The following is a 23,173-nucleotide window of genomic DNA, read 5'->3' on the forward strand; positions in this document are numbered from 1 at the left end:
CCGGCGAACGGCCGACCGCACGCCGCAGAACGACAGGACGGTGCCCCGTGCACATCTCGCAGGCCTTCGCCACGAGGAGCCCCGAGGGCTCCGGGGGCCCGGACGCCGGACGGACTTGTCCCCGTCTCCCGGCCCGGGGCAGGGTGGTCGCCACCCTCACCGCCGCCGTGGCCTTCGCACTGGTCCTGACCGGCTGCGGCGGAGGCGGAGGCGGCGACTCCACGCCGAAGTCCGCCGGGAGCACCGCCGACGCCGACCGGGTCGAGCCACTGGCCGCCCCGCCCGCGCCGAAGCTGCCGGTGACGGTCGGCTCGGCGGACGGCACGAAGGTCACCATCGGCTCCACCGACCGGATCGTGCCACTGACCGGGTCGCTGAGCGAGATCGTCTTCACCCTCGGCTTCGGGAAGCAGGTGGTCGCCCGGGACATCACCGCCACCTTCGAACAGGCCGGGAAACTGCCGGTGGTGACCCGCGCCCACGACGTATCGGCGGAGAGCGTGCTCTCGCTGAGGCCGACGATCGTCCTCGCCGACACCACCACCGGGCCGGCCGAGGCGATCGACCAGATCCGCGACGCGGGCATCCCCCTGCTCGTCGTCGAGCCCGCCAAGGGGCTCACCGATGTCGGCCGCCGCATCGACGCCGTCGCCGAGGCCCTCGGCGTACCGTCCGCCGGAACGGAGCTCAAGGAGCGCACCGAGTCCCGGATCGCCGCCGTCAGCAAGTCGATCCCGGCCCCCGCGGACGGCAAGAAGCCCCGGGTCGCCTTCCTCTACCTGCGGGGCTCGGCCTCCGTCTATCTGCTGGGCGGCGCGGAGTCCGGGGCCGGTTCGCTGCTGGAGGCGGCGGGCGCGGTCGACGCAGGCAAGGAGTCGGGCCTGGAGAAGGACTTCACCGCCATCACCAGCGAGGCGCTCGCCAAGGCCGCGCCGGACGCGATCCTCCTGATGACCAAGGGCTTCGAATCGGTCGGCGGCATGGACGGTCTGGTCAAGATCCCCGGCATCGCGGAGACCCCGGCCGGGATGGACCGCCGGATCGTCACCGTCGACGACGGGGTGCTGCTCAACTACGGGCCGCGCACCGACCGGGTGCTCACCGAGATCGTGGAGCAGCTGTACGCGAAGGGCGGCACGGGCCGGTGACCACCTCGTACGGGGAACGTACCGGGACCGATCCGAGGTCCCCGGGCGAGGGAACGGGCGGCGCCGCCCCCAAGTCCCCCCGGAGCAGGGCGTTCGTGCTCACCGCGGTGCTCTCCCTGGCCCTGCTCGCCGGCTGTCTGCTGTCCGCGGCGATCGGCGCGTACAGCATTCCGCTCGGCGACGTCCTGTCCTCCGTGCAGCACCGGATCGGGCTCGGCGGCCAGGAGTTGGACCGGGTCGGCGAGAGCGTCCTGTGGAACGTACGGCTTCCCCGGGTCGTCCTCGCGCTGCTCGTCGGCGCGTCCCTCGGCTGTGCGGGCGCGCTGATGCAGGGCGTGTTCGGCAACCCGCTCGCCGAGCCCGGTGTGATCGGCATCTCGGCGGGCGCGGCGGTGGGCGCGGTCGCCTCCATCGCGCTCGGCCTGAGCTTCTTCGGCAACTGGACCATCACCGTCTTCGCGTTCGTCGCGGGTCTCATCACCGTGCTGCTCGTCTACACGCTCTCGCGGTCCGGCGGCCGGACCGAAGTGGTGACGCTGATCCTCACCGGTATCGCGGTCAACGCGTTCGCGGGCGCGCTGATCGGACTCTTCATCTTCTTCGCGGACAACGCGCAGATCACCCAGATCACCTTCTGGCAGCTCGGTTCGCTCTCCCAGGCCACCTGGCCCAAGGTGCTCGCCGTGCTGCCGTGCGCGTTGGCGGGGCTCCTCATCGCCCCGTTCTACGCCCGCAAGCTGGACCTGCTGGCGCTCGGGGAGCGGCCCGCCCGGCACCTGGGCGTGGACGTGGAGCGGCTGCGGATCGTGCTGGTGCTGGTGGTGGCGCTGCTGACGGCCGCCGCGGTCGCCGTCGCCGGGATCATCTCCTTCGTCGGGCTGCTCGTGCCGCATCTGCTGCGGATGGCGAACGGCCCCGGCCACCGTTTCCTCGTTCCGGGCAGTGCGCTCGGCGGCGCCCTGGTCCTGGTGGCGGGGGACCTCGCGGCCCGTACGGTGGCGGCCCCCGCCGAGCTGCCGCTCGGGGTGCTCACCGCGCTCTTCGGCAGCCCGTTCTTCTTCTGGCTGCTGCGCAGGACCCGTCGTAGGCAAGGTGGTTGGGCATGAGGACGCTGAGAGACCTGTTCGCGGTACGCACCCGGAAGCTGCCCTCGCCTCTCGCCCCCGGCTCCCCCGCCGTCGAGGCCGTCGGTCTGTCGGTCCGCCTCGGGCAGCGGCAGGTGCTGGACTCCGTCGGCCTGACCGCGCACGCGGGCGAGGTGGTGGCCCTGGTCGGGCCGAACGGGGCGGGCAAGTCGACGCTGCTGGCGGCGCTGGCCGCCGATCTGCCCGCCGGGAGCGGGGAGGTGCGGATCGACGGCCGCCCGGCCGCCGCTTGGTCCGCGCCCGATCTGGCGCTGCGCCGCTCGGTGCTGCCGCAGTCCGCCGCGCTGTCGTTCCCGTTCCCGGTGGAGGACGTCGTACGGATGGGGCGGGCACCCTGGGCCGGTACGGAGCGGGAGGACGAGGACGACGCGGCGGTGGCCGCGGCGATGGCGGCCACCGAGGTGACCCGGTTCGCGGGCCGCCCCTTCTCCGCGCTGTCGGGCGGCGAGAGGGCGCGGGTGGCGCTGGCCCGGGTGCTGGCGCAGCGGGCCCCGCTGATGCTGCTCGACGAGCCGACCGCCGCCCTGGACCTGCGCCACCAGGAGCTGGTGCTGCGGATCTGCCGGGAGCGGGCAGCCGCCGGGGACGCGGTGGTGGTCGTGCTGCACGACCTCGGCCTCGCCGCGGCGTACGCGGACCGGGCCGCCGTCCTGCATGAGGGGCGGATCGCGGAACTGGGCCCGCCGGAGACGGTGTTCAGCGGCGAACTGCTCGGTGAGGTGTACCGGCAGCCGGTGGAGGTCTTCCCCCACCCCCGTACGGGCAGACCGCTGATCGTGCCGGTGCGCGGGGTCTGAGGCGGCTTCCGCCGCCGCCAGGTCACGGTGTGGACGCCGCATCCGCTCCCCGTCCGCACACCGTCCGCCGCCCCGGTAGGGTTTCGACGGTCAGTGCGGGCGACGGATCAGAAGGCGCGGAAGCAACGGATGACGAGACACCCTGGGCTGGGCCGGCTGACGGCGGGGCTCGCGACGGCGACGGTGCTGTGCCTGACGGCGAGCGGCTGTGTGACGGTGCACGGGGAGCTGGAGGTGCTCCCCGGGGCGAAGAAGCCGGAGGCCGCACAGGCGCTCAAGGACTTCACCGACGCCTACAACGCGGCGGACAAGGCGTTCGATCCGGCGCTGGACGCGGACCGGGTGACGGGTTCGCTCGGCGCGGTCAACCAGGCCGGGCTGAAGGCCCGGCAGGCGTACAGCCCCGAAGGCAACAAGGCGCACACGCCACTGGTGCTGGACGACGTGACGTACATCGTCCCCAAGAAGGCGGGCTGGCCGCGCTGGTTCCTCGCGGACACCGACTCCAACCGGGACCGGGACGGCGGGAAGCTGGACACCCGCTGGCTGGTGGTGTTCGTGCGGTCGGGCCCCGACGCGCTGTGGAAGGCCTCGTATCTCGCTGTCGTCCCGCCGTCCCAGGTACCGGAGTTCACCCTGGACGAGGACGGGTTCGCCACCCCGGTGAAGCCCGAGGACGAGAGCCTGGCCGTGGCGCCCGCGGAGCTGAGCGCCACGTACACCGACTATCTGCGCAGCGGCGCCCCGGATGTGTTCACGCCCTCCACGGCGACCTCGGGCTGGCGCGAGACGCGCCGCACCACGCGGCGGGCGGGGTTCTCGTACCAGTACGTCGACCAGCCGCTGACGAGTGCGGCGTTCGCGCCGCTCGGGCTGCGCACCGAGGGCGGCGGGGCGCTGGTCTTCTTCAGCAGCAAGCACTTCGAGCGGCAGATCGCGGCGAAGGGGCTGCGGCCCGAGGTCAACGCGGACGTGAAGGCGCTGCTCACCGGAGAGGTGAACAGCAGCCTCACCAAGGAGCGGGTCTCCAGCCAGCTGGTGCACGTCCCGCCGCGCGGGACGGCGGCCGGCTCCGAGTCCGGATCCGGCGGCAAGGTGCGGATGCTGAACCGGCTGCCGGGTCTGGTCGCGGCCAAGGGCGAGTAGGCGCGGCGGCACGGGCCGCGGCGCCGCCGACGGCCCGACGCCGCCCGGCCCCGCGGCCGGGCGGTCGCACACCTGACCAGCGGCTCAGCGGCTCAGCGGCCAGGCGATCGAGTCGTGGTCCAGCTCGCTCTGCTCGGCACTGCCCGCGTACCGCGCGCAGGCGTCGGTGAGCGTCTCCAGCAGGGTCAGCGGGTCGGGCAGCTCGTGCTCGGGGCCGCGCACCCAGTGGACGTCGAGCTCACCGGGGAGCCGGGCGGGCGGCAGCAGGACGTAGCTGCCCCGGCAGTGCCAGCGCAGGCCCGGGTGGGCGTCCATGGTCTCCGGGTGGCAGTCCAGCTCGCAGGGCCACCACTCGTCCTCGTCCTCGGGAGTGCCGCGGGTGGCGGTGAAGAAGAGCATCCGGTCCTCGCCGGACTGGGCGACCGGGCCGACGTCGATACCGGCGTCGAGAAGGCGCTCCAGCGCGCTGCGGCCCGCGGTCAGCGGGACGTCCAGCACGTCGTGGACCATGCCGGTCGCGGTGATGAAGTTGGCCAGCGGCTGGCCGTCGGCCCAGCGCTCGATCTGGGCGCGGTCGGTGGTCGACTGCGTCTGCCAGGCGAAGGAGATGGGATGCCGGGCGGGAGTGGGGCAGCCGATGCGTTCGCACGAACACCGGTATCCGAGGGGGTGGGCGGCCGGGGCGATGGGCATGCCCGCGTCGGCGACCGCCAGGAGCAGCGCGACTCTGGCCGACTCATCGGCCTCGGCCCCCGGTGATTTGGGACGTCGCCGCAGCCACTGGGAGATCCTGCTCTCTGTGCCGCGGAAACGGCCGGAATCGGCGCCCATCTATCCCCTCACCTCAGCAGTTCACCTCAGCGTTGCCTGTCCATCGTCGCACCATCCTGCGGTTCGGGTGGCCAGAGTTCACCAGCGGGGCCGTGTACCACCGCGCCGAGTGAGCACGATCACGCCCGATGTCACCCCATACCGGCCCTCTCCCCCCATGGCCGGAAGGGGCTGGGGGCTGCCGCCGGGGCCTCGGATCACGGCCGCGGGGTGAGCCCGCCGAGGGTGTAGTCGACGATCGCGTCGGCGTACGCGTGGGTGAGCGGCAGGGTCCGCAGCAGCCAGCGGTGCATCAGCGGGCCGATGAGCAGTTCCAGGGCGATCCGGGGGTCGGCGTCGGCACGCAGGTCCCCGGCCTCCTGGGCGGCCCGCAGGCGCGTGACGTACAGCGCGAGCTGCGGATCGAGCAGCTTCGTGACGAATTCGGCGCCCAGCTTCGCGTCGACGATGCCCTCGGCGGTCAGCGCGCGGGTGGGGACCTCCAGCGCCGGGTCGTTCAGCTCGTCGACGGTGGCCCGCAGGACGAGCTTGAGGTCGGCGGTCAGATCACCGGTGTCGGGGAGGGACTGCGCGGCGTCGCCGGACTGCGGTCCGGCCTCCTCTGCGGTCCGGCCCGCCAGGTCGAGGAAGGCTTCCATCAGCACGGCGGCCTTGGAGGGCCACCATCGGTAGATGGTCTGCTTGCCGACCCCGGCGCGGGCGGCGATACCCTCGATCGTCGTGCGCCGGTAGCCCACCTCTCCGACGAGGGCGAGCGCGGCGTCGTGGATCGCGCGGCGGGAGCGGTCGCTGCGACGGGCGGAGTCGGGTGCCTTGGTGGGTGCCATGGGCCCAATCTAGCGCCCAACAAGCCGATACGTATCGTCTTGCGGCGGCGGAACACGGGACAACCGGGCGACCGGACATCTGGGGCGACACCGGACGACCGGGCGACCGGGACATCCGGGCGTGGCCGCGACCGGCGGTGGCCGTGACCGGACGGTCCGGTGAACCACCCGATCGATTGACTGCGGATCCGGCGCGCACGGCGCACCATGGGCTCACGCACAGACCGTGCGCATCCCACCGTTCCGCGGCCCCGGCCGCCGTTCGCGAGGAGCCCGAGTTGAACCGTGACGCCACCCCTCGTCGCTACCTGATGTGCGCCCCGGCGCACTTCCGGGTCACCTACTCCATCAACCCGTGGATGGACCCGTCCAAACCCGTCGACCTGCCGCTGGCCCAGACCCAGTGGGAGGACCTGCGTGACCGCTACCGCGCCCTCGGCCACACCGTCGAGCTGCTCGCTCCCCGTCCCGACCTGCCCGACATGGTCTTCGCCGCCAACGGCGCCACGGTGATCGGCGGCCGGGTGCTCGGCGCGCTGTTCGCGTACCGGGAGCGGTACGAGGAGGCCGGGGCCCACCGGGACTGGTTCCGGGAACACGGCTTCGCCGAGGTCCACGAGCCGGAGCACGTCAACGAGGGTGAGGGGGACTTCGCCGTCACCGCCTCGTACCTGCTGGCCGGACGCGGCTTCCGCTCCAGTCCGCTCTCGCACGCCGAGGCCCAGGAGTTCTTCGGGCTGCCGGTCATCGGTCTCGATCTGGTGGATCCGCGCTATTACCACCTGGACACCGCGCTGTGCGTGCTGGACCCGGCGGCCGACGAGATCATGTACTACCCGGACGCCTTCTCCCCCGGCAGCCGGGCGGTGCTGCGCCGGCTGTTCCCGGACGCGTTGCTCGCCCGGGAGGCGGACGCGGCGGCGTTCGGCCTGAACTCGGTCAGCGACGGGCGTCACGTCCTGCTGCCGCAGGGGGCGACGGGGCTCCTGGACCCGCTGCGGGACCGGGGCTTCGAGCCGGTCCCGATGGACCTGGGCGAGCTGCTCAAGGGCGGCGGCAGCGTGAAGTGCTGCACCCAGGAGCTGCGGGCCTGATCAGGCGGCGGTCCGCGCTCCCCGCGGAGCGGGCCGGAGGGCGCGGATCGCTAGCGGTCCGTGCCCTCCGGCGGCCAGGGATCGCCCCAGGCGACGTCCCTGGCCGCCCGGTACAGCTCGCCGTGGCGCTTGGTGACCGTGGAGCGGGCCAGGCCGTCGTCGCGGGTGCACAGCTCCAGCAGCACCTGGCCCTTGCGGATCTGCGGTCTGCGGGTGATCCGGGCGGGCGCCGGGGCGGTGGGGAAGCGGGTGGCGACGACGTAACTGAACTTCTCGTCCTCGTGGCTCAGCGAGCCGCCCTTGACCTGCCGGTGCAGCGAGGAGCGGCTGACCCGGGCGGAGAAGTGGCACCAGTCGGCCCCGGGGGTGATCGGGCAGGCGTCGCTGTGCGGGCAGGGGGCCGCGACGCTCAGCCCGGCGGCGATCAGCCGGTCGCGGGCCTCGATGATCCGGGCGTAGCCGTCGGGGGTGCCGGGCTCCACGACCACCACCGCCTGCCCGGCCGCCGCCGCGGCGTCGAGGAGCCCGGCCCTGGCCCCGGCGGTCAGCTCCTTGAGTACGTAGCTGACGGTGACCAGGTCCACCGGGGCCAGCTCCAGCGCCGCTCCGATCCGGGCCTTCTCCCAGCGTGCGTCGCGGAGCCCGGGTACCCCGGACGCCTCGGCGAGTTCGCGGCCGAGCGCGAGGGCCGGTTCGGCCCAGTCCAGGACGGTCGTGGCCGGGCCCTCCCAGACCCCGGCCACCGCCCAGCTCGCCGCGCCCGTGCCGCCCCCGACGTCGGTGTGGGTGGCGGGCTTCCAGTCGGGCGCGGCCTCGGCCAGGGCGTCGAGGGAGGACCGTACGGCTTCGTAGGTGGCGGGCATCCGGTACGCGGCGTACGCGGCGACATCGGAGCGGTCCCGCAGGATCGGGGCGTCCGTCGGGGTCTCCCCCCGGTAGCTGGCGATCAGCCGGTCGACGGCCTGCGCGGCCTGCTTGGGCGGCAGTCCGTCGAGCAGCCCGGCCAGCGCCGCGCGCAGGGACTGTGCGGTGGGGAGGGTGACGTTCACCGCCGAATTGTAGGCGGAGGCGGACCGGCGGACGCATTCCGCTTCGGCCCGGCCGGAGCGGGTACGGGGAGACTGCGCGGGCGGGGCGGACCCCACCGGCGGGCCGCACCAGGGCTCCACATCATCGGCACCGGACAGGAATCCCGCGAACTCCACGCCGCCGGGAGCCTGTTGCTACGCTGGCCCGCGCGTGAGCGGCGCCAGATCACCAAGGTCCAGCGAGGGATCCATGAGACAGAAGATCGTGCGGCTGACCTTGGTCGGCGGGGTGGTCTTCCTCGCCCTGCTCCTGCTGCTGGCCACCTGCGGCACCAGCCCCGACGACGACGGCGGGAAGGACGGCGCGGCCGGCACGACGGCGAAGCCGGTGCTGCCGAGCGCGGGTCCGGTGACCCGGCTGACCGTTCCGCCGCAGTACACGACGGACCGGGGCTGGGAGATCATCGGCTCCTCCCCCGACGTGGCCGTCTCCCACGCGACGGGCCTGCTGGCCTATCTGGAGCGTTCGAAGGACAACCGCTACCGGCTGCGCACCGTCGACACGGCCACCGGCGAGCTGGGCTGGCGCGGCAAGGCCTGGCGGCAGCCGGACCCGCTGCACTATCCGAGGCTCGCCACGGTCGCCAAGGGCGACCGGCAGTTCTTCGTGACCTGGTCCTACGGGAAGGTCGGCGACGGGCTGTCGCCGTCGAGCACCTTCCTCGCGCTCGATCTGTACGACGTGACCAACGGGAACCGGGAGCGCGTCGAGGTGCCGTGGTCCGGCGCCCCGGACGTCAACACGACCGGGCCGGACATCGTGATCAGCGACGCGAAGGCGAACAGCACCCTGGTGGACCCGGTCACGGGTGAGGTGTCCGAACTGAGCGCGGGCAGGTTGAAGTACCCCAAGGGCTGCCCGGCCTGCAAGCAGCTCACCGAGGTGCACGGGCAGACCGCCGAGGGCCTGCTGCTGGGCGGAGCACGGGAGTTCTGGGTGCGCGGCGGCTGGTTCAGCCGCGATGTCGCGCCCAAGGGCGCCGACAGGGGCAGCGGTGTGGTGACGTCGATGACCCCGGACCAGGTGTTGGCGAAGTGGGCGCCCGCGAGGAAGACCAAGCGGGCGGCGACCCACGAGCTGTGGGCGGTGCACGACGCGACGACCGGAGAGGTCCTCACCTCGGTGGAGTGCCACCGGCCCGCCATAGCGCCGGGGCGGTTCCCCCAGGCGGTCCTCTCCCCCTCGGGCGACTACCTGATCGCCGGGAACCTGGCCTTTGATCTGGAGGCGAAGCAGGGCCGCTGCTTCGAGGACGAGGAGGGCGCCGCCCATCTGACGCTGGCCACGGTGACGGACGACGGCATCGCGTACGGGGCCGAGAACGCGCGCGACGCCTCGGAGGCGCTGTCCGGCGGCGGGCTCCCGGTCTCGATGGACTTCGCCACCTGGAGTACCGACCGGCTGTCACGCGGCGCGCGGCTGCCGGGGACGGAGACGACCGGGGTCGGGGTGTTCCACTGGACCGACCGGCAGGACCGCACGCATCTGATCGGCTACCCGCGCGCCGGCTGAGTCCGCGGCGGGCGCCGGGTCCGCAGCCGGAAGGGGTGTCTCAGAGGCCGCCGGCCTCGCGGCCCACTCGCTGCCAGGGGCGGCACATCAGCAGGAAGCAGACCACCGCCGCGACCGCGCAGACCACCTGGACGAGGGCCATCGGGACGGCCGTGTCCTCCCCCGCGATGCCGACCAGCGGGGAGGCGATGGCGCCGATGAGGAACGAGGACGTGCCGAGCAGCGCGGAGGCGGAGCCCGCCGCGTGCTTGGTGCGCATCAGCGCCTGGGCGTTGGTGTTCGGCATCGCGAGACCCATCGCCGACATCAGCACGAAGAGTCCGGCCGCGACCGGTACGAGCCCGACCTCGCCGAAGACGCCGGCCGTCATGAGCAGCAGCGCCACGGCGGCCAGCACGATCACCGCGAGGCCGAAGCCGAGCACCTTGTCCATGCTGATCCGGCCCACGAGCAGCTTGCCGTTGATCTGCCCGACGATGATCAGGCCGATCGAGTTGAGCCCGAAGAGCAGGCTGAAGGTCTGGGGCGAGGCCCCGTAGATCTCCTGCACGACGAACGGGGATGCGGCGATGTACGCGAAGAGGACGGCGAAGGCGAGTCCGCCCGCGACCATGTAGCCGGTGAAGACCCGGTCGGCGAGCAGTCCCCGCATGGTGCGCAGGGCGTCGGCGACCCCGCCGGTGTGGCGGTCGGCGGGCGGCAGCGTCTCGTGCAGCCACTTCCAGACGACCAGGGTGAGGGCGATGCCGACGGCGGTCAGCACGACGAAGATGCCCCGCCAGTCGGTGATCCGCAGGACCTGCCCGCCGATCACCGGTGCGATGACCGGGGCGACGCCGGAGATGAGCATCAGGGTGGAGAAGAACCGGGCCATCTCCACGCCGTCGTAGAGGTCGCGCACCACGGCCCGCGCGATGACGATGCCGGCCGCGCCCGCGAGCCCCTGGAGGAGGCGGAAGCCGATGAGGAGTTCGGCGGTGGGGGCCAGGGCGCAGATCGCGGTGGCGAGGACGTAGACGACCATGCCGAGGAGCAGGGGCTTCCGGCGGCCCCAGCGGTCGCTCATGGGTCCGACGACGAGCTGGCCGAGCGCCATTCCGGCCAGGCACGCGGTCAGGGTGAGCTGGACGGTGGCGGCGGGGGCGCTCAGGGAGTCGGTGACGGCGGGGAGCGCGGGGAGGTACATGTCCATGGACAGCGGCGGCAGTGCGGTGAGTCCGCCGAGGACCATGGTGACCAGGAGGCCGGTGCGCCGGGCGGTCTTCGCCGCCGGGCCGGGGAGGCCGGCGGGGGCGGTGACCTGCGGGGCGGCAGGGTCGACGGAGAGGGCGCCCGCGTCCCCGTGCGGGATCGGCCGGGCGTCGGCCCCGGTCCTGGTGTCGGGTATGTGTGCTCGCTGGGCCCGGCTGCCGCCGCTGTCCGGCATTCTCTTCTCCACATCGTTGAATCCGCATCTATGCTCTCAGCTCGGCCGGAGTGGTCGATACCTTTTTCGGGCGGGCTGGGGTGGCGGGCATGGGCGGGACGGTGCGCTGGGGTGTGCTGGCGACGGGCGGCATAGCCGCGGTCTTCACGGCGGACGTACAGGGGCTCCCCGACGCGGAGGTGGTGGCGGTGGCCTCGCGCACGGAGGCCTCGGCGCGGGACTTCGCCGAGCGGCACGGGATCGGGCGGGCCTACGGCAGCTGGGCGGAGCTGGTCGCCGACGACGAGGTGGACGTGGTGTACGTGGCCACCCCGCACTCGGCGCACCACGCGGCGGCCGGGCTGGCGCTGCGGGCCGGAAAGCATGTGCTGTGCGAGAAGGCCTTCACGCTCAACAGCCGGGAGGCGAGGGAGCTGGTGGCGCTCGCGCGGGACCGCGGCCTCTTCCTGATGGAGGCCATGTGGACCTATCTCAACCCGGTGGTCCGCCGCCTCACCGAGCTGGTCCGGGACGGGGCGATCGGCGAGATCCGTACCGTACAGGCGGATTTCGGCTTCGCGGGCGACTTCGCTCCGGGGCACCGGCTGCTCGACCCGGACCTGGGCGGCGGGGCGCTGCTGGACCTCGGGGTCTACCCGGTGTCGTTCGCGCAGCTGTTGCTGGGCGAGCCGGACCGGGTGGCGGCCGACGCGCTGCTGTCCCCGGAGGGCGTCGACCTGAACACGGGGATGCTGCTCGGCTGGGACTCCGGTGCGACCGCGCTGCTCTCGTGCTCGATCGTCGGCCACCACCCGACGGCGGCCACCATCATCGGCACGGCCGGGCGGATCGACATCCCGCGCGACTTCTTCCACCCGGACCACTTCGTGCTGCGGCGGGCGGGCGCCGAGCCGGAGACGATCACTTCGGGGCCGGGGCCACGGGGGCTCTCGGGCATGCAGTACGAGGCCGCCGAGGTGGCACGGGCGGTGCGGGCCGGGGAGCTGGAGTCCCCGCTCGTCCCGCTGGAGGGTTCGCTGGCGGTGATGCGGACGCTCGACGCGGTACGGGACCGTATCGGCGTCCGCTACCCGGCGGACCGGTGAACCCGGTGATGCGGGTGTGAGGCCTACGCGGGCGTGAGCCCGGGGTTCCCCGCCTCGGTGACGAAGGAGGCCACTGTGGAGAGGGGCGCGCCGGGGGTCGTGACCGCCGCCACCGTACGGAAGTCGGCGCGGGCCTCCTTGGTCCCGAGGGTGACGAGCGCGTAGCCGCGCCGCCCGTTGTAGTGCTTCAGGTGCGGGTTGGCACGGGTCTGGTTCTCCCAGTTGGCGGGCCGGTCCACGCCGTCCCTGCCGCTGCTGACGGATGTGGTGACGATCTCCGTGCCGACGGTGCGCGAGGCGGGGTCGTCGAAGTCCTTCTTCAGGTCGAAGGCGTAGGAGACATGGACGTCGCCGGTGAGGATCATGAGGTTCTCCACCCCGGCGGCCTCGGCCCCGGCGAGCACCCGCTGCCGGGAGGCCGGGTAGCCGTCCCAGGAGTCCATGGACAGTTTGAAGGCGTCGGTGGGCACGTCGCGCCGCTGCGCGAAGGTCACCTGCTGCGGGACGACGTTCCAGGTGGCGTCCGAGACGCGCCAGCCGTCGGCCAGCCAGCGCTCCTGGGCGGCCCCGGTCATGGTGCGCGTGGGGTCCTCGGACTCGGGTCCCGGGGTTCGCCAGCCGTCGCCGTAGGCCTGGTCGCTGCGGTACTGGCGGGTGTCGAGGATGTCGAACTGGGCGAGCCGCCCGAACGTCAGGCGACGGTAGAGCGGCATGTCGGGTCCGGTGGGGCGCTGCGGGGTGCGCAGCGGCTGGTTCTCCCAGTACGCGCGGTACGCGGCGGCCCGGCGCAGCAGGAACTCCTCGGGGGTGACGTCGTTCTCGGGGGTGTCGCCCGCGTAGTTGTTCTCGGTCTCGTGGTCGTCCCAGGTGACGACGAAGGGGTGGGCGGCGTGGGCGGCGCGCAGGTCGGGGTCGGACTTGTAGAGGGCGTAGCGCAGCCGGTAGTCCTCCAGGGTGAACGTCTCCCGGTTGTAGTGCGCGGGGAGTCTGAGGTCGGTGTGGGCGCGCGCCCCGCCGGTGGCGGTGACGGCGTACTCGTAGAGGTAGTCGCCGAGGTGGAACACGACGTCGACGTCCTCGGCGGCGAGGTGGCGGAGGGCGGTGAAGTACCCGTCGTGGTACGCCTGGCAGGAGACGGCGGCCAGGGTCAGGGAGCTGGTGCGGGTTCCGGGGGCCGGGGCGGTGCGGGTGCGGCCGACCGGGCTGGTCCAGTCGCCGGTGCGGAAGCGGTAGTAGTAGACCCGTCCGGAGTCGAGGCCCTGGACCTCGGCGCGGGCGCTGTGGTTGAACTCGGGGTGGGCGGTGACCGAGCCGCGCTGCTCGACACGGCGGAAGAGCTCGTCGCGGGCCACCTCCCAGCGCACCTCGACCCGGTCGGCCGGCAGGCCGCCGCCCGGCTCGTAGGGGCGGGGGGCGAGCCGGGTCCAGATGAGGACGGACTCCGGGTGCGGGTCGCCGGAGGCGACGCCGAGGGTGAACGGGTCCTCGGTGATCCGGCGGGCGTCGAGTTCGGCGGCGCTCGCCGTGCCGGCGGCGGGCAGGTTCACGGCGAAGGCGAGCGCGGCGGCGGCTCCGGTGCCGGTCAGGAAGCGTCGGCGCCCCACCTCCGGTTCGAGCAGCCGTGCGGCGGCGTGAAGTTCGGTGGCGTGGAGTTCGGTGGCGTGGAGTTCGGTGGCCCGTGTGCTCTGATCGGGCGTCATGATGGTCTGTGCGGCTGTCATATGCCCCTCCTCAGCCCGGATGGTGTCGGGCTTCATGGCAATCGCGCGTGACGACGCACCGTTGTCGCGTGCACAACATCCACATGGCGGGTCGATGAGCACCGCGTGCCCTGTGCACCGATCCGTCCCGTACGCTGCCGGGCCATGAACACTGAGCAGCCCGGCCGGAAGGTCGCCGTCGTCACGGGTGCGGGATCAGGTATCGGGCGGGCCGTCTCGCTCGCCCTCGCGAGCGCGGGCTGGTCGCTCGCGCTCGCGGGCCGGCGGGCCGAGCCGCTGGCGGAGACGGCAGCCGCCGCCGGGGACACCGAGGCGCTCTGCGTCACCACGGACGTGACCGACGCCGACGAGGTCGGCGCACTCTTCACCGCCGTACGGGAGCGGTTCGGCCGGCTGGACCTCCTGTTCAACAACGCGGGCACGTTCGGCCCCGGTGGTGTACCGCTGGAGGACCTGGCCGCCGAGGACTGGCGGGCGGTCGTCGATGTGAACCTGACGGGCGCGTTCCTGTGCGCGCAGGCGGCGTACCGGCTGATGAAGGAGCAGGACCCGCGGGGCGGCCGGATCATCAACAACGGCTCGGTCTCCGCCCACGCGCCGCGCCCGCACTCGATCGCGTACACCGCGACCAAGCACGCGATGACCGGGCTGACGAAGTCGCTTTCGCTGGACGGCCGCCGCCACCGGATCGCCTGCGGGCAGATCGACATCGGCAACGCGGCGACGGAGATGACCGAGCGGATGTCGACCGGGATCCTCCAGGCCGACGGAGAGCTGGCGGCGGAGCCGGTGATGGCGGCGTCCGACGTGGCGCGGACGGTGGTGCACATGGCGGAGCTGCCACTGGAGGCGAACGTTCAGTTCGCCACGGTCCTGGCGACGAACATGCCCTATATCGGACGAGGTTGAGCCCGAAGGCGATCGCCCTTGCTCGAACTAGCCATCACATGGCCGGATTTGCATATTTCTCCACTTTCGACCGAACAAGCGCGCACCGTCCGTATGATCGCATCTCGTTACGCCTTCACCAGAACGACACAGAAGGAACACCGCATGCGCATACGCACCGCTGCGCCGATCGCCCTGGCCGCCGCCACCGCACTGGCCGGCTCGCTCCTCGCCACGGCGGCACCGGCCTCGGCCGCCGCCCACCAGGGCGGGCTGCACTTCGGGACCGTGCAGTACGACGGCCCCGGCAAGGACAACCGGTCGACGAAGTCGCTGAACGCCGAGTGGGTGAACATCCACAACAACGGCAAGAAGAAGGTCCAGCTCAAGGGCTTCAAGGTGAAGGACAAGACCGGCTACACCTACACCTTCGGCAGCTACACGATCGGTGCGGGCAAGACGGTCAAGCTCCGCACCGGCAAGGGCAAGAACGTCTCGGGCACCGTGCACTGGAACCGGGGCTCGTACGTCTGGAACAACACCGGCGACAAGGCGCGGCTGATCAAGCCGAACGGGAAGCTCCAGGACTCCTGCTCCTGGAAGAAGTCCACCAAGGCGAACAAGGGCGTCAAGAGCTGCCACTGACACGTCCGGGGAGGGCCGGTCGCGACACAGGCGGCCGCGACCGGCCCTCCCGCGCGCGGCCCTCCGCGACCGGCCCTCCCGCGCGCGCCGTACCACCGCACGCCGTGTCACCGCGCGCGCCGTACCACCGCGACGCCGCACGTCACCCGTCGCACCACCCGGCCGCAGTACCGCCCGGCCGCCGTACCTGGAAGCGGGAATTCCGGGAACGCCGGCACGGTTGGACCCCGGTGTGACACCTGATCCCGCGCCCGAAGTCCTGCGTTACACCGCCTTCTCCGCCGACCCCGCGGGCGGCAATCCCGCCGGTGTCGTCCTGGACGCCTCCGGGCTGGACAAGGAAGCGATGCTCGCCGTCGCGGCGGAGCTGGGCTACAGCGAGTCGGCGTTCCTCACGGAGCGGACCGGCGAAGGCGCATACGCGATCCGCTACTTCAGCCCGAAGGCCGAGGTGCCCTTCTGCGGCCACGCCACGGTCGCCGCGGCGCTCGCCCTGGCCGACCGGGACGGGCCGGGCGAGCTGGAGTTCGCCACGCCCGCGGGTCCGGTGCCGGTGACCGTCGTACGGGAGAACGGCGAACTCCGCGCCACCCTCACCAGCGTGGCCCCGCACGTCGAGGAGACCACCGCGGCCGACCTGGCGGAGGCACTGGCGGCCCTTGACTGGGCGGCCGCCGACCTCGATCCGGCCCTGCCGCCCAGGATCGCCTACGCGGGGGCCCGGCACCTGGTGCTGGCCGCCGCCACCCGGGAACGGCTGGCGGACCTGGACTACGACTTCGCGCGCCTCGCGGCGCTGATGCGCCGGCTCGACCTGACCACTCTGCAACTGGTGTGGCGCGAGGGGCCCGAGGTCTTCCACGTCCGGGACCCGTTCCCGGTGGGCGGGGTCGTCGAGGACCCGGCGACGGGCGCGGCCGCGGCGGCCTTCGGCGCGTACGCACGGGAGCTGGGGCTCGTACCCGACGCGGCCGTACTGACGCTGCACCAGGGGGCGGACCTGGGCCGCCCCGGCACGCTCACCGTAGAACTGCGCACGGGCGACGCCCGGATCCGGGTCAGCGGAACGGGCGTCCGGATCGGCTGAACCGCCTTCCAGGGCACGGCGAAGGGGCGGCGGTTCAGCCGGTGGCGTCCTTGGCCGGGGAGACGTGGGCGTACCAGCGTTCCGCCTCCTCCGGGTCGAGGGCGCGCTCCAGCAGGGCGTCGCCGCGCATGCCGGGGAAGAAGCGGCCCGCGGGCCAGGACCGCCGGTAGGACGGCTCGTCCAGGACCAGCAGCCGGACGCCGTCGACGACGGGGATGTCGGCGGGGGCGCCCTCGTTCCAGATGAGTTCGCCGTCCGGGGCCACCAGATCGAAGGAGCCCACGGTGTCCACCTGACCGGGGGTCTCCCGGCAGACGGCCGCCTCCTGCGACGACGGGGCCCGGCCCTCCACATGGCCGCCGCCGATGAGCGCGTGGGCGAGCAGGGTGTGCAGCTGGAAGTTGTCCCCGATGCCGGAGAGCCGCAGCAGGTAGCCGGTGCCGCTCGCCCGGTGGAGGGCGACGAGCGGTTCGTCGTCCAGCACGAGGAGGGCGTAGGCGAGGGACTTCAGCTCCGTGCCGGAGGCCCGCTCCACCGCGCCGAGCAGCCGCAGCGCCTCGCCCCGGAAGCCGGCCGCCCGCCGCACGCCCGGGTGGTTCAGCATCGCGACGGCGGCCATCTCCCACCGGGGAAGGGTCCACCAGCCGACCGCCGCGTCGAGGCCGGCCCGCTCCACGGGCTCCGGGCCCGGCTCGCCGCCGTCCGGGACGGGAAACGCGCCGCCACCGCCCGAGACCCACGCCTCGCAGAACACCAGGGCCTGCTCCAGCGCCCACCGCAGCCCGGCCAGCACCCCCGGCGCACAGCGTTCGGCGTCCGCGCCGCGCTCGACACAGGCCCCGACGAGCGCGGCGACGACGGCACGGGGGCCGGGCTCCACCAGCTCCAGCACGGCGGCGAGCCGTGGCCCGCCGTCCAGCAGCTCCGGCTCCCTGGCCTGCCCGAAGGTCTCCTGCAACCGGCCGAACGCCTTACCGGAGCGCTTGGCGTCCTGGGCGGTCACCGCCGCCTCGAAGTCGGCGACGGCTCCCCCGAACCCGGCTCTACCGAATATCATTCCAGCACTTTATCGACGCGCCGCCGGGCACCGCGAAGCCGGTCACCGCCAAGGGCCTCCCACGCCCCTCACCGCACGTCCCCCCTCTCCCGCGCGGCCAGGGGGTCGCCGGCGCCGTGCTGCGTACGGTGACGGGGTAGGCCCCGCGCGTCCAGCGCCTCCAGCTCTTCATCGAGCCGTGGAACACCGCCTCCGCCCGGATCGCCGAGGACGTCGGCTCCCGGCGGGAGGGGGGCTGCCGCACGGCCGACGGCAGGTGGGCGACCGGCGGCGGGACATGGCCGGGTACGCGCTGCTGAACACCGACGGGCCCGCGAATGGCCGGGCGGTAGCCGCACACTGAACACCGAGACGTTACGATCGCGGGCACCGCAGCCGACCAGCAGCCGCACGGCAGCCGAGCCCAGGAGTACCGAACTTGTCCGCACCACGCATCGGCGTATCCATCGTGACCATGGGCGACCGCCCGCAGGCGGTCGAGGCGCTGCTGGCGTCGGTCGCCATGCAGGACGTCCGGCCCACCCGGCTCGTGATCATCGGCAACGGGACGGCGCTCCCGGACTTCACCGCGTTCCCCGGCCTGGAGGACCTCGACGGCGGGGTGACCACCATCGAACTGCCGGAGAACCTCGGCTGCCCGGGCGGCCGGAACGAGGGTCTGCGCAGGCTCGCCGAGATCGGCGACGTGGACGTGGTGATCGAGCTGGACGACGACGGACTGCTGGTCGAGAAGGACGTCTTCCGCCGGGTGCGGGACCACTTCGCGGCCGACGACCGGCTCGGCATCGTCGGCTTCCGGATCGCCGACGAGCACGGCGAGACCCAGCGGCGCCACGTGCCCCGGCTGCGGGCGGGCGACCCGATGCGCGGCGGCCCGGTCACGGCCTTCCTCGGCGGCGGCCACGCGTTCTCCATGAAGATGCTGGAGCGGACCGGCCCGTGGCCCGCCGAGTTCTTCTTCACCCACGAGGAGACCGACCTCGCCTGGCGCGCGCTCGACGCGGGCTGGAAGGTGCTGTACGAGCCCGAGCTGCTGCTCCAGCACCCCAAGACGTCCCCGGCCCGGCACGCGGTCTACTACCGGATGACGGCCCGCAACCGCGTCTGGCTGGCCCGCCGGAACCTGCCCCTCCTCCTGGTCCCCGCCTACCTCGGCACCTGGACCCTGCTCACCCTGGCCCGCACCCGCGACCCGAAGGGCCTGCGCGCCTGGGCGGGCGGCTTCGCCGAGGGCGTCCGGACCCCGTGCGGCGAGCGGCACCCGATGCGCTGGTCCACGGTGTGGCAGATGACACGGCTGGGCCGGCCGCCGGTCATCTGACGGAGGAAGGGCCTCCGACCAGGTAGGACACCCGGCCGAAGGCCCTGTCAAGCACACCGGCAGACGAGTCGCGCTGTACGCCGGGTTCTGTCTCCCGGTCGCCTCGCGGCGGCCGGGGAGACGGCCATCCATCTAGGGCCGGCATTGCTGCCGGCCTCGTGCGGTCTACCCGTGAACTCGGGCGAGCAGCCCTCGGACGTTCACGCAGGGCCGTACCGTTTCCGGCACGCCCCCTCTTGACCTTGCTCCGGGTGGGGTTTACCTAGCCGCCTGAGTCACCTCAGGCGCTGGTGGTCTCTTACACCACCGTTTCACCCTTACCCGGGACCGAGGTCCCGGGCGGTCTGTTTTCTGTGGCACTGTCCCGCGGGTCACCCCGGGTGGCCGTTAGCCACCACCCTGCCCTGTGGAGCCCGGACGTTCCTCGGGAGGATCCGAGGATCCCCACGCGGCCGTCCGCACGGCTCGTCTGCCGTGATCGCCATCCTACCGGGCCGCAGACAGGCAGCCCTGTCGGTGGTCCCTCAGCCGAAGTCTCCGGTCTCCAGATCGAAGGCGAAAGGCTCGGGCAGCGGAAGCGGTTTCCCATACGGAATCGTCAGGAGCTGGCGATCTTCAGGACCACGTTGATGTAGTCCTCGTGGTCCCCGTCCTGCGGCGGCGTCACGACGATCTCCCCCTCGATCAGCTCGGCCCGGAAGCCTTCCGGCGTGTCCAGGGCCAGGAAGCCCTCCAGAAGGACTTCTGCCCGCGTGAGCGGCTCGTGCGCCATGGCAGTCATGTCACGCCCCTTCCTCGGTCGCTCGCCGGACTGGGACATCGGGGGACCAGCCGTCCATGAGATGGGAGTTCCTCCCCCGATCGTGGCACAGGCCCATGCGGCGTGGACGGAAGCGGAAGAAGGAAAGTGGTGCTTGACCTTGTCGCGGCGTCAACGTTTCTACTGGCCGCATGCGTATCGGAGAGATCGCCGCGCTCGTGGGAGTCACCTCCCGGGCCGTCCGGCACTACCACCACATCGGCCTCCTGCCCGAGCCCGCCCGGCAGGCCAACGGCTATCGGGCGTACACCGTCCGCGATGCCGTGCTGCTGGCCAGGATCAGGCGGCTGTCGGAGATCGGGCTCTCCCTGGACGAGGTGCGGGACGTGCTCGCCGACGACGCGGGGCGGGAGCTGGCCGAGGTGCTCGGGGAGCTGGACGCCGATCTGGCGCGGCAGGAGCGGGAGATCCACGGGCGGCGGCAGGTGCTGGCCGTGCTCCTGGAGGCTCCGCTCACCTCTGACGGGCCGCTCTCCCCCGCTCTCGCCACGCTGTTGGCGCACGCGCCCGCCACCACGTCCCCGGCCGCCGCGAAGGACCGCGAGCATCTGTTGTTGCTGGACGCGGCGGGCGACGGTGCCGGGGCCGAGGTGTTCGCCGCGCTGCGACCGGTGGCCGAGGACCCGGGCGTTCTCGCGTTGTACGAGCGGCTCGACGAGCTGGCCGGGGCCCGGGTGGACGACCCGCGCATCGCGCCGTTGGCGGCCGAGCTGGCCGCCGCCGTACCGGACGAGGTCCTGGCGGTGATCCCCGGGGGTGAGCCGTCGGCGACGGGGGTCGGGCGGGTGCTGCTCGACGACTACCCGCCCGCGCAGCGCGCGGTGGTGCGCCGGGTGATGGAGGCGCTGGCCGAGCGGGTGCGGGGGAGGAACACATGAGCACCGGGAAGCCGGTGGGCCCGCGGGTGGCGCGGGCCGCGATGTGGGCGGTGCTGCCCGGTGAGGTCGCGCTGGCGGTCTGCCTGGTGGCCGGGGTCCGGATATCCGGTGCCGTTCTGCTGGTGGCCGAGGCGCTGGTGGTGGGTGTGCTCGTGCTGGAGGCGTGCGCGATGTGGCCGCTGTACACGGCGCGGCGGCGGTCCGGGGACACGCGGCGGGAGGCCGGACTGTCCGTGGTGCGGTCCGTGGTGCCGGTGGCCGTGCGGCGGCTGGTGGTGCACGAGCTCCGGGCGTTGCACGGTCTCGGGCTGTGGGTCCTGCGCCGCCGTCACCGGATTCCGGCGGGGGCCCGGCCGTTCTCGTACACCGGACCGCAGAGCGGAATCATGTACGTGTTGCTCGTCGTCTCTGTCGTGGAGACCGTGGTGCTGGCCCTGGTGATCCCCTGGCCGCTGGTCCACGCGATCCTGCTCGCGGTGGACGTGTACGGGATCGTCGTCGTCCTCGCCCTGCACGCGGCCTGTGTGACCCGGCCGCATCTCGTGGAGGCCGACGGATCGCTGCGGCTGCGCTACGGCGCCCTGTTCGAGCTGCGGGCGCCCGCCGCCGTGATCGCCGCCGCCCGGGTGGAGCGGCGCTTCCCGGACGGGGGGCTGCTGCGGGTGGACGAGGACGGGACGCTTGATCTGGCGGTGGGGAGCCAGACGACGGTGACGGTGGAACTGACGGAGCCGGTGGAGTTCGTGCGGCCGCTCGGCCGGCGCGGGAGCGCCCGGACGCTCCGCTTCCACGCCGACGACCCACGGGCGGCGGTCGCGGCCCTCACGAAGGACCGGACATCGTCCTCCCCGCTCACGCCGGAGCGAACAGCACCGTCCTCGGCACCGGACCAGCCCGCGTGATCCGGACCCGCAGCCGCTCCCCCAACGGGAGCGGGGCCGGGCCGGGCGGGGGCGGGCGGCGTCCGGGGCGCTCCCCGGCACCGGCCCCGCTCCAGCCGTACAGGGGCCGCCGCCCCGTCCCCGTACCCTTGCCGAGGACCCGGAGAGCCCGCACGCCGACCGGGTCCGCGCTGCGCCGTACGTACGAAGGAGAACCGCCGTGCTCGTGCTGTTGCCGCCCTCCGAAGGAAAGGCCGCCCCGGGGCGCGGGGCTTCGCTGAAGCCGGAGTCGCTGTCGCTGTCGGGGCTCGCCCCGGCCCGTGCGGCGGTGCTGGACGAGCTGGTCGAGCTGTGCCGGGCGGACGAGGAGAAGGCCCGTGAGGTGCTGGGTCTGAGCGTGGGGCTGGGGGGCGAGGTCGGCAAGAACACCGAGCTGCGCACGGCCGGGACCCGTCCGGCCGGGCAGCTGTACACCGGTGTGCTGTACGACGCCCTGGACCTGGCCTCGCTGGAGGCGGACGCACGGCGGCGGGCGGCGAAGTCGCTGCTGGTGTTCTCGGGGCTGTGGGGCGCGGTGCGGATCGGCGACCGGATTCCGCCGTACCGCTGCTCGATGGGGGTGAAGCTGCCCGGTCTCGGCGCGCTCGGCGCGTACTGGCGTGCCCCGATGGAGACGGTGCTGCCCGAGGCCGCCGGGAACGGGCTCGTCCTGGACCTGCGGTCCTCGGCGTACGCGGCGGCGTGGAAGCCCGTGGGTGAGGTGGCATCGCGCACGGCGAGCGTGCGGGTGCTGCACTCCCAGCTGGTGGGCGGGGTGGAGAAGCGGTCCGTGGTGAGCCACTTCAACAAGGCGACCAAGGGCAGGCTGGTGCGCGATCTGCTGCTGGCGGGTGCGCGGCCGAAGGGCCCGGCGCGGTTGGTGGAGGTGCTGCGGGACCTCGGGTACGTGGTGGAGGCCGAGGCCCCCGCGCGGGCCGGGCGGCCGTGGTCGCTGGACGTGGTGGTGACGGACATCCACTGACCGGACCCGAGGAAGAGGGCGTTGCGCACCGCGCAACGCTCGTTGCAGATACTGCCTTGCTCGCGGCAGGATGACCCCATGACCTCCTCTGCCGTGCCCTCCGCTCCGTCCGACGCCTCCGTGCTCGATCTCGCCCCCGTCGTCCCCGTCGTCGTCCTGCACGACGCGGCCGACGCGGTGCCGCTGGCGCGGGCGCTGGTGGCGGGCGGGCTCCCGGCCATCGAGGTGACGCTGCGGACGCCCGCCGCGCTGGAGTCGATCCGGGCCATGGCCGCCGAGGTCCCGGGTGCGGTGGTCGGGGCGGGCACGGTGATCTCGCCGGAGAACGTGCGGGACACCGTCGACGCCGGGGCCCGGTTCCTGGTCAGCCCGGGGTGGACGGATGCGCTGCTGGAGGCGATGAAGGCGTCCGGGGTGCCGTTCCTGCCCGGCGTCTCGACCACCTCGGAGGTGGTGGCCCTGCTGGAGCGCGGGGTGCGGGAGATGAAGTTCTTCCCGGCCGAGGCGGCGGGCGGCACGGCCTACCTCAAGGCCCTGTCCGCGCCGCTCCCCCAGGCCCGGTTCTGCCCGACCGGCGGCATCTCGCTCGCCTCCGCGCCCTCGTACCTCGCGCTGCCCAACGTCGGCTGTGTGGGCGGCAGTTGGATGGTCCCGGGCGACGCGGTGGCGGCGAAGGACTGGGACCGGGTGGCCCGCCTGGCGGCCGAGGCGGCGGCACTCGCCCCGTAGGGCCCGCAGCGCGAACACCCGGATC

Annotated in this window: 21 protein-coding genes, 1 other RNA gene and 1 pseudogene; 15 read left to right on the plus strand and 8 right to left on the minus strand. The window is 73.1% G+C overall.

From position 1 onward, the window contains the following. The first annotated feature begins 47 nt into the window (after positions 1-47). From ACZ60Q_RS01825 to ACZ60Q_RS01840, 4 genes are all read left to right on the plus strand, one after another. Positions 48-1,148, plus strand: coding sequence for a heme/hemin ABC transporter substrate-binding protein (locus ACZ60Q_RS01825; RefSeq protein ID WP_469626875.1), 1,101 nt, complete (start codon positions 48-50; stop codon positions 1,146-1,148). After that, on the plus strand, positions 1,145-2,254 hold the full coding sequence (locus ACZ60Q_RS01830) for a FecCD family ABC transporter permease (RefSeq protein ID WP_469626878.1): 1,110 nt from the start codon (positions 1,145-1,147) through the stop codon (positions 2,252-2,254). Before ACZ60Q_RS01825 ends, ACZ60Q_RS01830 begins: the two co-directional genes overlap by 4 nt. Next, entirely contained in the window at positions 2,251-3,090 is an 840-nt protein-coding gene (locus ACZ60Q_RS01835; RefSeq protein ID WP_469626881.1) for a heme ABC transporter ATP-binding protein, read from the plus strand. Before ACZ60Q_RS01830 ends, ACZ60Q_RS01835 begins: the two co-directional genes overlap by 4 nt. 129 nt (positions 3,091-3,219) lie before the next feature. Beyond that, a complete protein-coding gene (locus ACZ60Q_RS01840) occupies positions 3,220-4,236 on the plus strand; it encodes an SCO2278 family lipoprotein (RefSeq protein ID WP_469626884.1) in 1,017 nt (338 codons plus the stop codon). 84 nt (positions 4,237-4,320) lie between these two features. Here ACZ60Q_RS01840 and ACZ60Q_RS01845 read toward each other — a convergent pair whose 3' ends face one another. Further along, complete coding sequence (locus ACZ60Q_RS01845; protein ID WP_469626886.1) at positions 4,321-5,067, minus strand: bifunctional DNA primase/polymerase; 747 nt, start codon at positions 5,065-5,067, stop codon at positions 4,321-4,323. Between the two features lie 197 nt (positions 5,068-5,264). Further along, positions 5,265-5,894 (minus strand): TetR/AcrR family transcriptional regulator, encoded by a 630-nt coding sequence (locus tag ACZ60Q_RS01850; RefSeq protein WP_469626889.1) that lies wholly within the window; start codon positions 5,892-5,894, stop codon positions 5,265-5,267. Between the two features lie 176 nt (positions 5,895-6,070). Between ACZ60Q_RS01850 and ddaH the strand changes: the two genes are divergently transcribed. Further along, on the plus strand, positions 6,071-6,988 hold the full coding sequence (gene ddaH / locus ACZ60Q_RS01855; protein WP_469626892.1) for a dimethylargininase: 918 nt from the start codon (positions 6,071-6,073) through the stop codon (positions 6,986-6,988). Positions 6,989-7,038: 50 nt separating this feature from the next. Here ddaH and ACZ60Q_RS01860 read toward each other — a convergent pair whose 3' ends face one another. Next, on the minus strand, positions 7,039-8,037 hold the full coding sequence (locus ACZ60Q_RS01860; protein WP_469626895.1) for a small ribosomal subunit Rsm22 family protein: 999 nt from the start codon (positions 8,035-8,037) through the stop codon (positions 7,039-7,041). Positions 8,038-8,266: 229 nt separating this feature from the next. On the opposite strand from ACZ60Q_RS01860, the gene ACZ60Q_RS01865 reads away from it, so the two are divergent. Next, positions 8,267-9,589, plus strand: coding sequence for a hypothetical protein (locus ACZ60Q_RS01865; RefSeq protein ID WP_469626898.1), 1,323 nt, complete (start codon positions 8,267-8,269; stop codon positions 9,587-9,589). A gap of 40 nt (positions 9,590-9,629) precedes the next feature. Here ACZ60Q_RS01865 and ACZ60Q_RS01870 read toward each other — a convergent pair whose 3' ends face one another. Further along, on the minus strand, positions 9,630-11,015 hold the full coding sequence (locus ACZ60Q_RS01870) for a multidrug effflux MFS transporter (RefSeq protein ID WP_469626901.1): 1,386 nt from the start codon (positions 11,013-11,015) through the stop codon (positions 9,630-9,632). 89 nt (positions 11,016-11,104) lie between these two features. On the opposite strand from ACZ60Q_RS01870, the gene ACZ60Q_RS01875 reads away from it, so the two are divergent. Then, positions 11,105-12,100: a Gfo/Idh/MocA family protein gene (locus ACZ60Q_RS01875; protein ID WP_469626904.1), complete on the plus strand. Its 996-nt coding sequence runs from the start codon at positions 11,105-11,107 to the stop codon at positions 12,098-12,100. Positions 12,101-12,123: 23 nt separating this feature from the next. Here the strand turns inward: ACZ60Q_RS01875 and ACZ60Q_RS01880 are convergent, their stop codons facing one another. Next, on the minus strand, positions 12,124-13,821 hold the full coding sequence (locus tag ACZ60Q_RS01880; protein ID WP_469626907.1) for an alkaline phosphatase D family protein: 1,698 nt from the start codon (positions 13,819-13,821) through the stop codon (positions 12,124-12,126). Between the two features lie 144 nt (positions 13,822-13,965). Here ACZ60Q_RS01880 and ACZ60Q_RS01885 point away from each other — a divergent pair, with 144 nt between their 5' ends. From ACZ60Q_RS01885 to ACZ60Q_RS01895, 3 genes are all read left to right on the plus strand, one after another. After that, on the plus strand, positions 13,966-14,730 hold the full coding sequence (locus tag ACZ60Q_RS01885) for an SDR family oxidoreductase (protein ID WP_469626910.1): 765 nt from the start codon (positions 13,966-13,968) through the stop codon (positions 14,728-14,730). 144 nt (positions 14,731-14,874) lie between these two features. After that, positions 14,875-15,354 (plus strand): lamin tail domain-containing protein, encoded by a 480-nt coding sequence (locus ACZ60Q_RS01890; RefSeq protein ID WP_469626913.1) that lies wholly within the window; start codon positions 14,875-14,877, stop codon positions 15,352-15,354. Between the two features lie 232 nt (positions 15,355-15,586). Next, positions 15,587-16,441 (plus strand): PhzF family phenazine biosynthesis protein, encoded by an 855-nt coding sequence (locus ACZ60Q_RS01895; protein WP_469626916.1) that lies wholly within the window; start codon positions 15,587-15,589, stop codon positions 16,439-16,441. Positions 16,442-16,475: 34 nt separating this feature from the next. On the opposite strand, the gene ACZ60Q_RS01900 is transcribed toward ACZ60Q_RS01895, so the two are convergent. Next, positions 16,476-17,498, minus strand: a complete 1,023-nt coding sequence (locus ACZ60Q_RS01900; protein ID WP_469626918.1) for a hypothetical protein — start codon at positions 17,496-17,498, stop codon at positions 16,476-16,478. A gap of 418 nt (positions 17,499-17,916) precedes the next feature. On the opposite strand from ACZ60Q_RS01900, the gene ACZ60Q_RS01905 reads away from it, so the two are divergent. Then, the gene (locus ACZ60Q_RS01905; RefSeq protein WP_469626921.1) at positions 17,917-18,819 is read left to right on the plus strand and encodes a glycosyltransferase family 2 protein; all 903 of its coding nucleotides are present in this window, start codon (positions 17,917-17,919) and stop codon (positions 18,817-18,819) included. A 60-nt stretch (positions 18,820-18,879) separates the two neighbouring features. On the opposite strand, the gene rnpB is transcribed toward ACZ60Q_RS01905, so the two are convergent. After that, an RNA gene (rnpB, locus tag ACZ60Q_RS01910) (RNase P RNA component class A) lies at positions 18,880-19,287 on the minus strand. Between the two features lie 148 nt (positions 19,288-19,435). Beyond that, positions 19,436-19,600, minus strand: a pseudogene (locus ACZ60Q_RS01915) (Uma2 family endonuclease); the annotation flags it as partial. A gap of 170 nt (positions 19,601-19,770) precedes the next feature. Here ACZ60Q_RS01915 and ACZ60Q_RS01920 point away from each other — a divergent pair. From ACZ60Q_RS01920 to eda, 4 genes are all read left to right on the plus strand, one after another. Next, the gene (locus ACZ60Q_RS01920; protein WP_469626924.1) at positions 19,771-20,517 is read left to right on the plus strand and encodes a MerR family transcriptional regulator; all 747 of its coding nucleotides are present in this window, start codon (positions 19,771-19,773) and stop codon (positions 20,515-20,517) included. After that, on the plus strand, positions 20,514-21,419 hold the full coding sequence (locus ACZ60Q_RS01925) for a hypothetical protein (protein ID WP_469626927.1): 906 nt from the start codon (positions 20,514-20,516) through the stop codon (positions 21,417-21,419). The genes ACZ60Q_RS01920 and ACZ60Q_RS01925 overlap by 4 nt, the downstream gene beginning before the upstream one ends. A 199-nt stretch (positions 21,420-21,618) precedes the next feature. Continuing rightward, entirely contained in the window at positions 21,619-22,419 is an 801-nt protein-coding gene (yaaA, locus tag ACZ60Q_RS01930; RefSeq protein WP_469626929.1) for a peroxide stress protein YaaA, read from the plus strand. A gap of 78 nt (positions 22,420-22,497) precedes the next feature. Next, complete coding sequence (gene eda / locus ACZ60Q_RS01935) at positions 22,498-23,148, plus strand: bifunctional 4-hydroxy-2-oxoglutarate aldolase/2-dehydro-3-deoxy-phosphogluconate aldolase (protein WP_469626932.1); 651 nt, start codon at positions 22,498-22,500, stop codon at positions 23,146-23,148. The last annotated feature ends 25 nt before the right edge of the window (positions 23,149-23,173 follow it).

The sequence above is a fragment of the Streptomyces sp. NPDC104313 genome (assembly GCF_055583985.1).

Coding starts and splice junctions, on each gene's coding strand:
- ACZ60Q_RS01835 (WP_469626881.1), top strand. CDS start 2,251: ATGAGGACGCTGAGAGACCTGTTCGCGGTACGCACCCGGAAGCTGCCC.
- ACZ60Q_RS01900 (WP_469626918.1), bottom strand. CDS start 17,498: ATGATATTCGGTAGAGCCGGGTTCGGGGGAGCCGTCGCCGACTTCGAG.
- ACZ60Q_RS01865 (WP_469626898.1), top strand. CDS start 8,267: ATGAGACAGAAGATCGTGCGGCTGACCTTGGTCGGCGGGGTGGTCTTC.
- eda (WP_469626932.1), top strand. CDS start 22,498: ATGACCTCCTCTGCCGTGCCCTCCGCTCCGTCCGACGCCTCCGTGCTC.
- ACZ60Q_RS01840 (WP_469626884.1), top strand. CDS start 3,220: ATGACGAGACACCCTGGGCTGGGCCGGCTGACGGCGGGGCTCGCGACG.
- ACZ60Q_RS01845 (WP_469626886.1), bottom strand. CDS start 5,067: ATGGGCGCCGATTCCGGCCGTTTCCGCGGCACAGAGAGCAGGATCTCC.
- ACZ60Q_RS01870 (WP_469626901.1), bottom strand. CDS start 11,015: ATGCCGGACAGCGGCGGCAGCCGGGCCCAGCGAGCACACATACCCGAC.
- ACZ60Q_RS01875 (WP_469626904.1), top strand. CDS start 11,105: ATGGGCGGGACGGTGCGCTGGGGTGTGCTGGCGACGGGCGGCATAGCC.
- ACZ60Q_RS01885 (WP_469626910.1), top strand. CDS start 13,966: ATGAACACTGAGCAGCCCGGCCGGAAGGTCGCCGTCGTCACGGGTGCG.
- ACZ60Q_RS01925 (WP_469626927.1), top strand. CDS start 20,514: ATGAGCACCGGGAAGCCGGTGGGCCCGCGGGTGGCGCGGGCCGCGATG.
- ACZ60Q_RS01890 (WP_469626913.1), top strand. CDS start 14,875: ATGCGCATACGCACCGCTGCGCCGATCGCCCTGGCCGCCGCCACCGCA.
- ACZ60Q_RS01880 (WP_469626907.1), bottom strand. CDS start 13,821: ATGACAGCCGCACAGACCATCATGACGCCCGATCAGAGCACACGGGCC.
- ACZ60Q_RS01850 (WP_469626889.1), bottom strand. CDS start 5,894: ATGGCACCCACCAAGGCACCCGACTCCGCCCGTCGCAGCGACCGCTCC.
- ACZ60Q_RS01920 (WP_469626924.1), top strand. CDS start 19,771: ATGCGTATCGGAGAGATCGCCGCGCTCGTGGGAGTCACCTCCCGGGCC.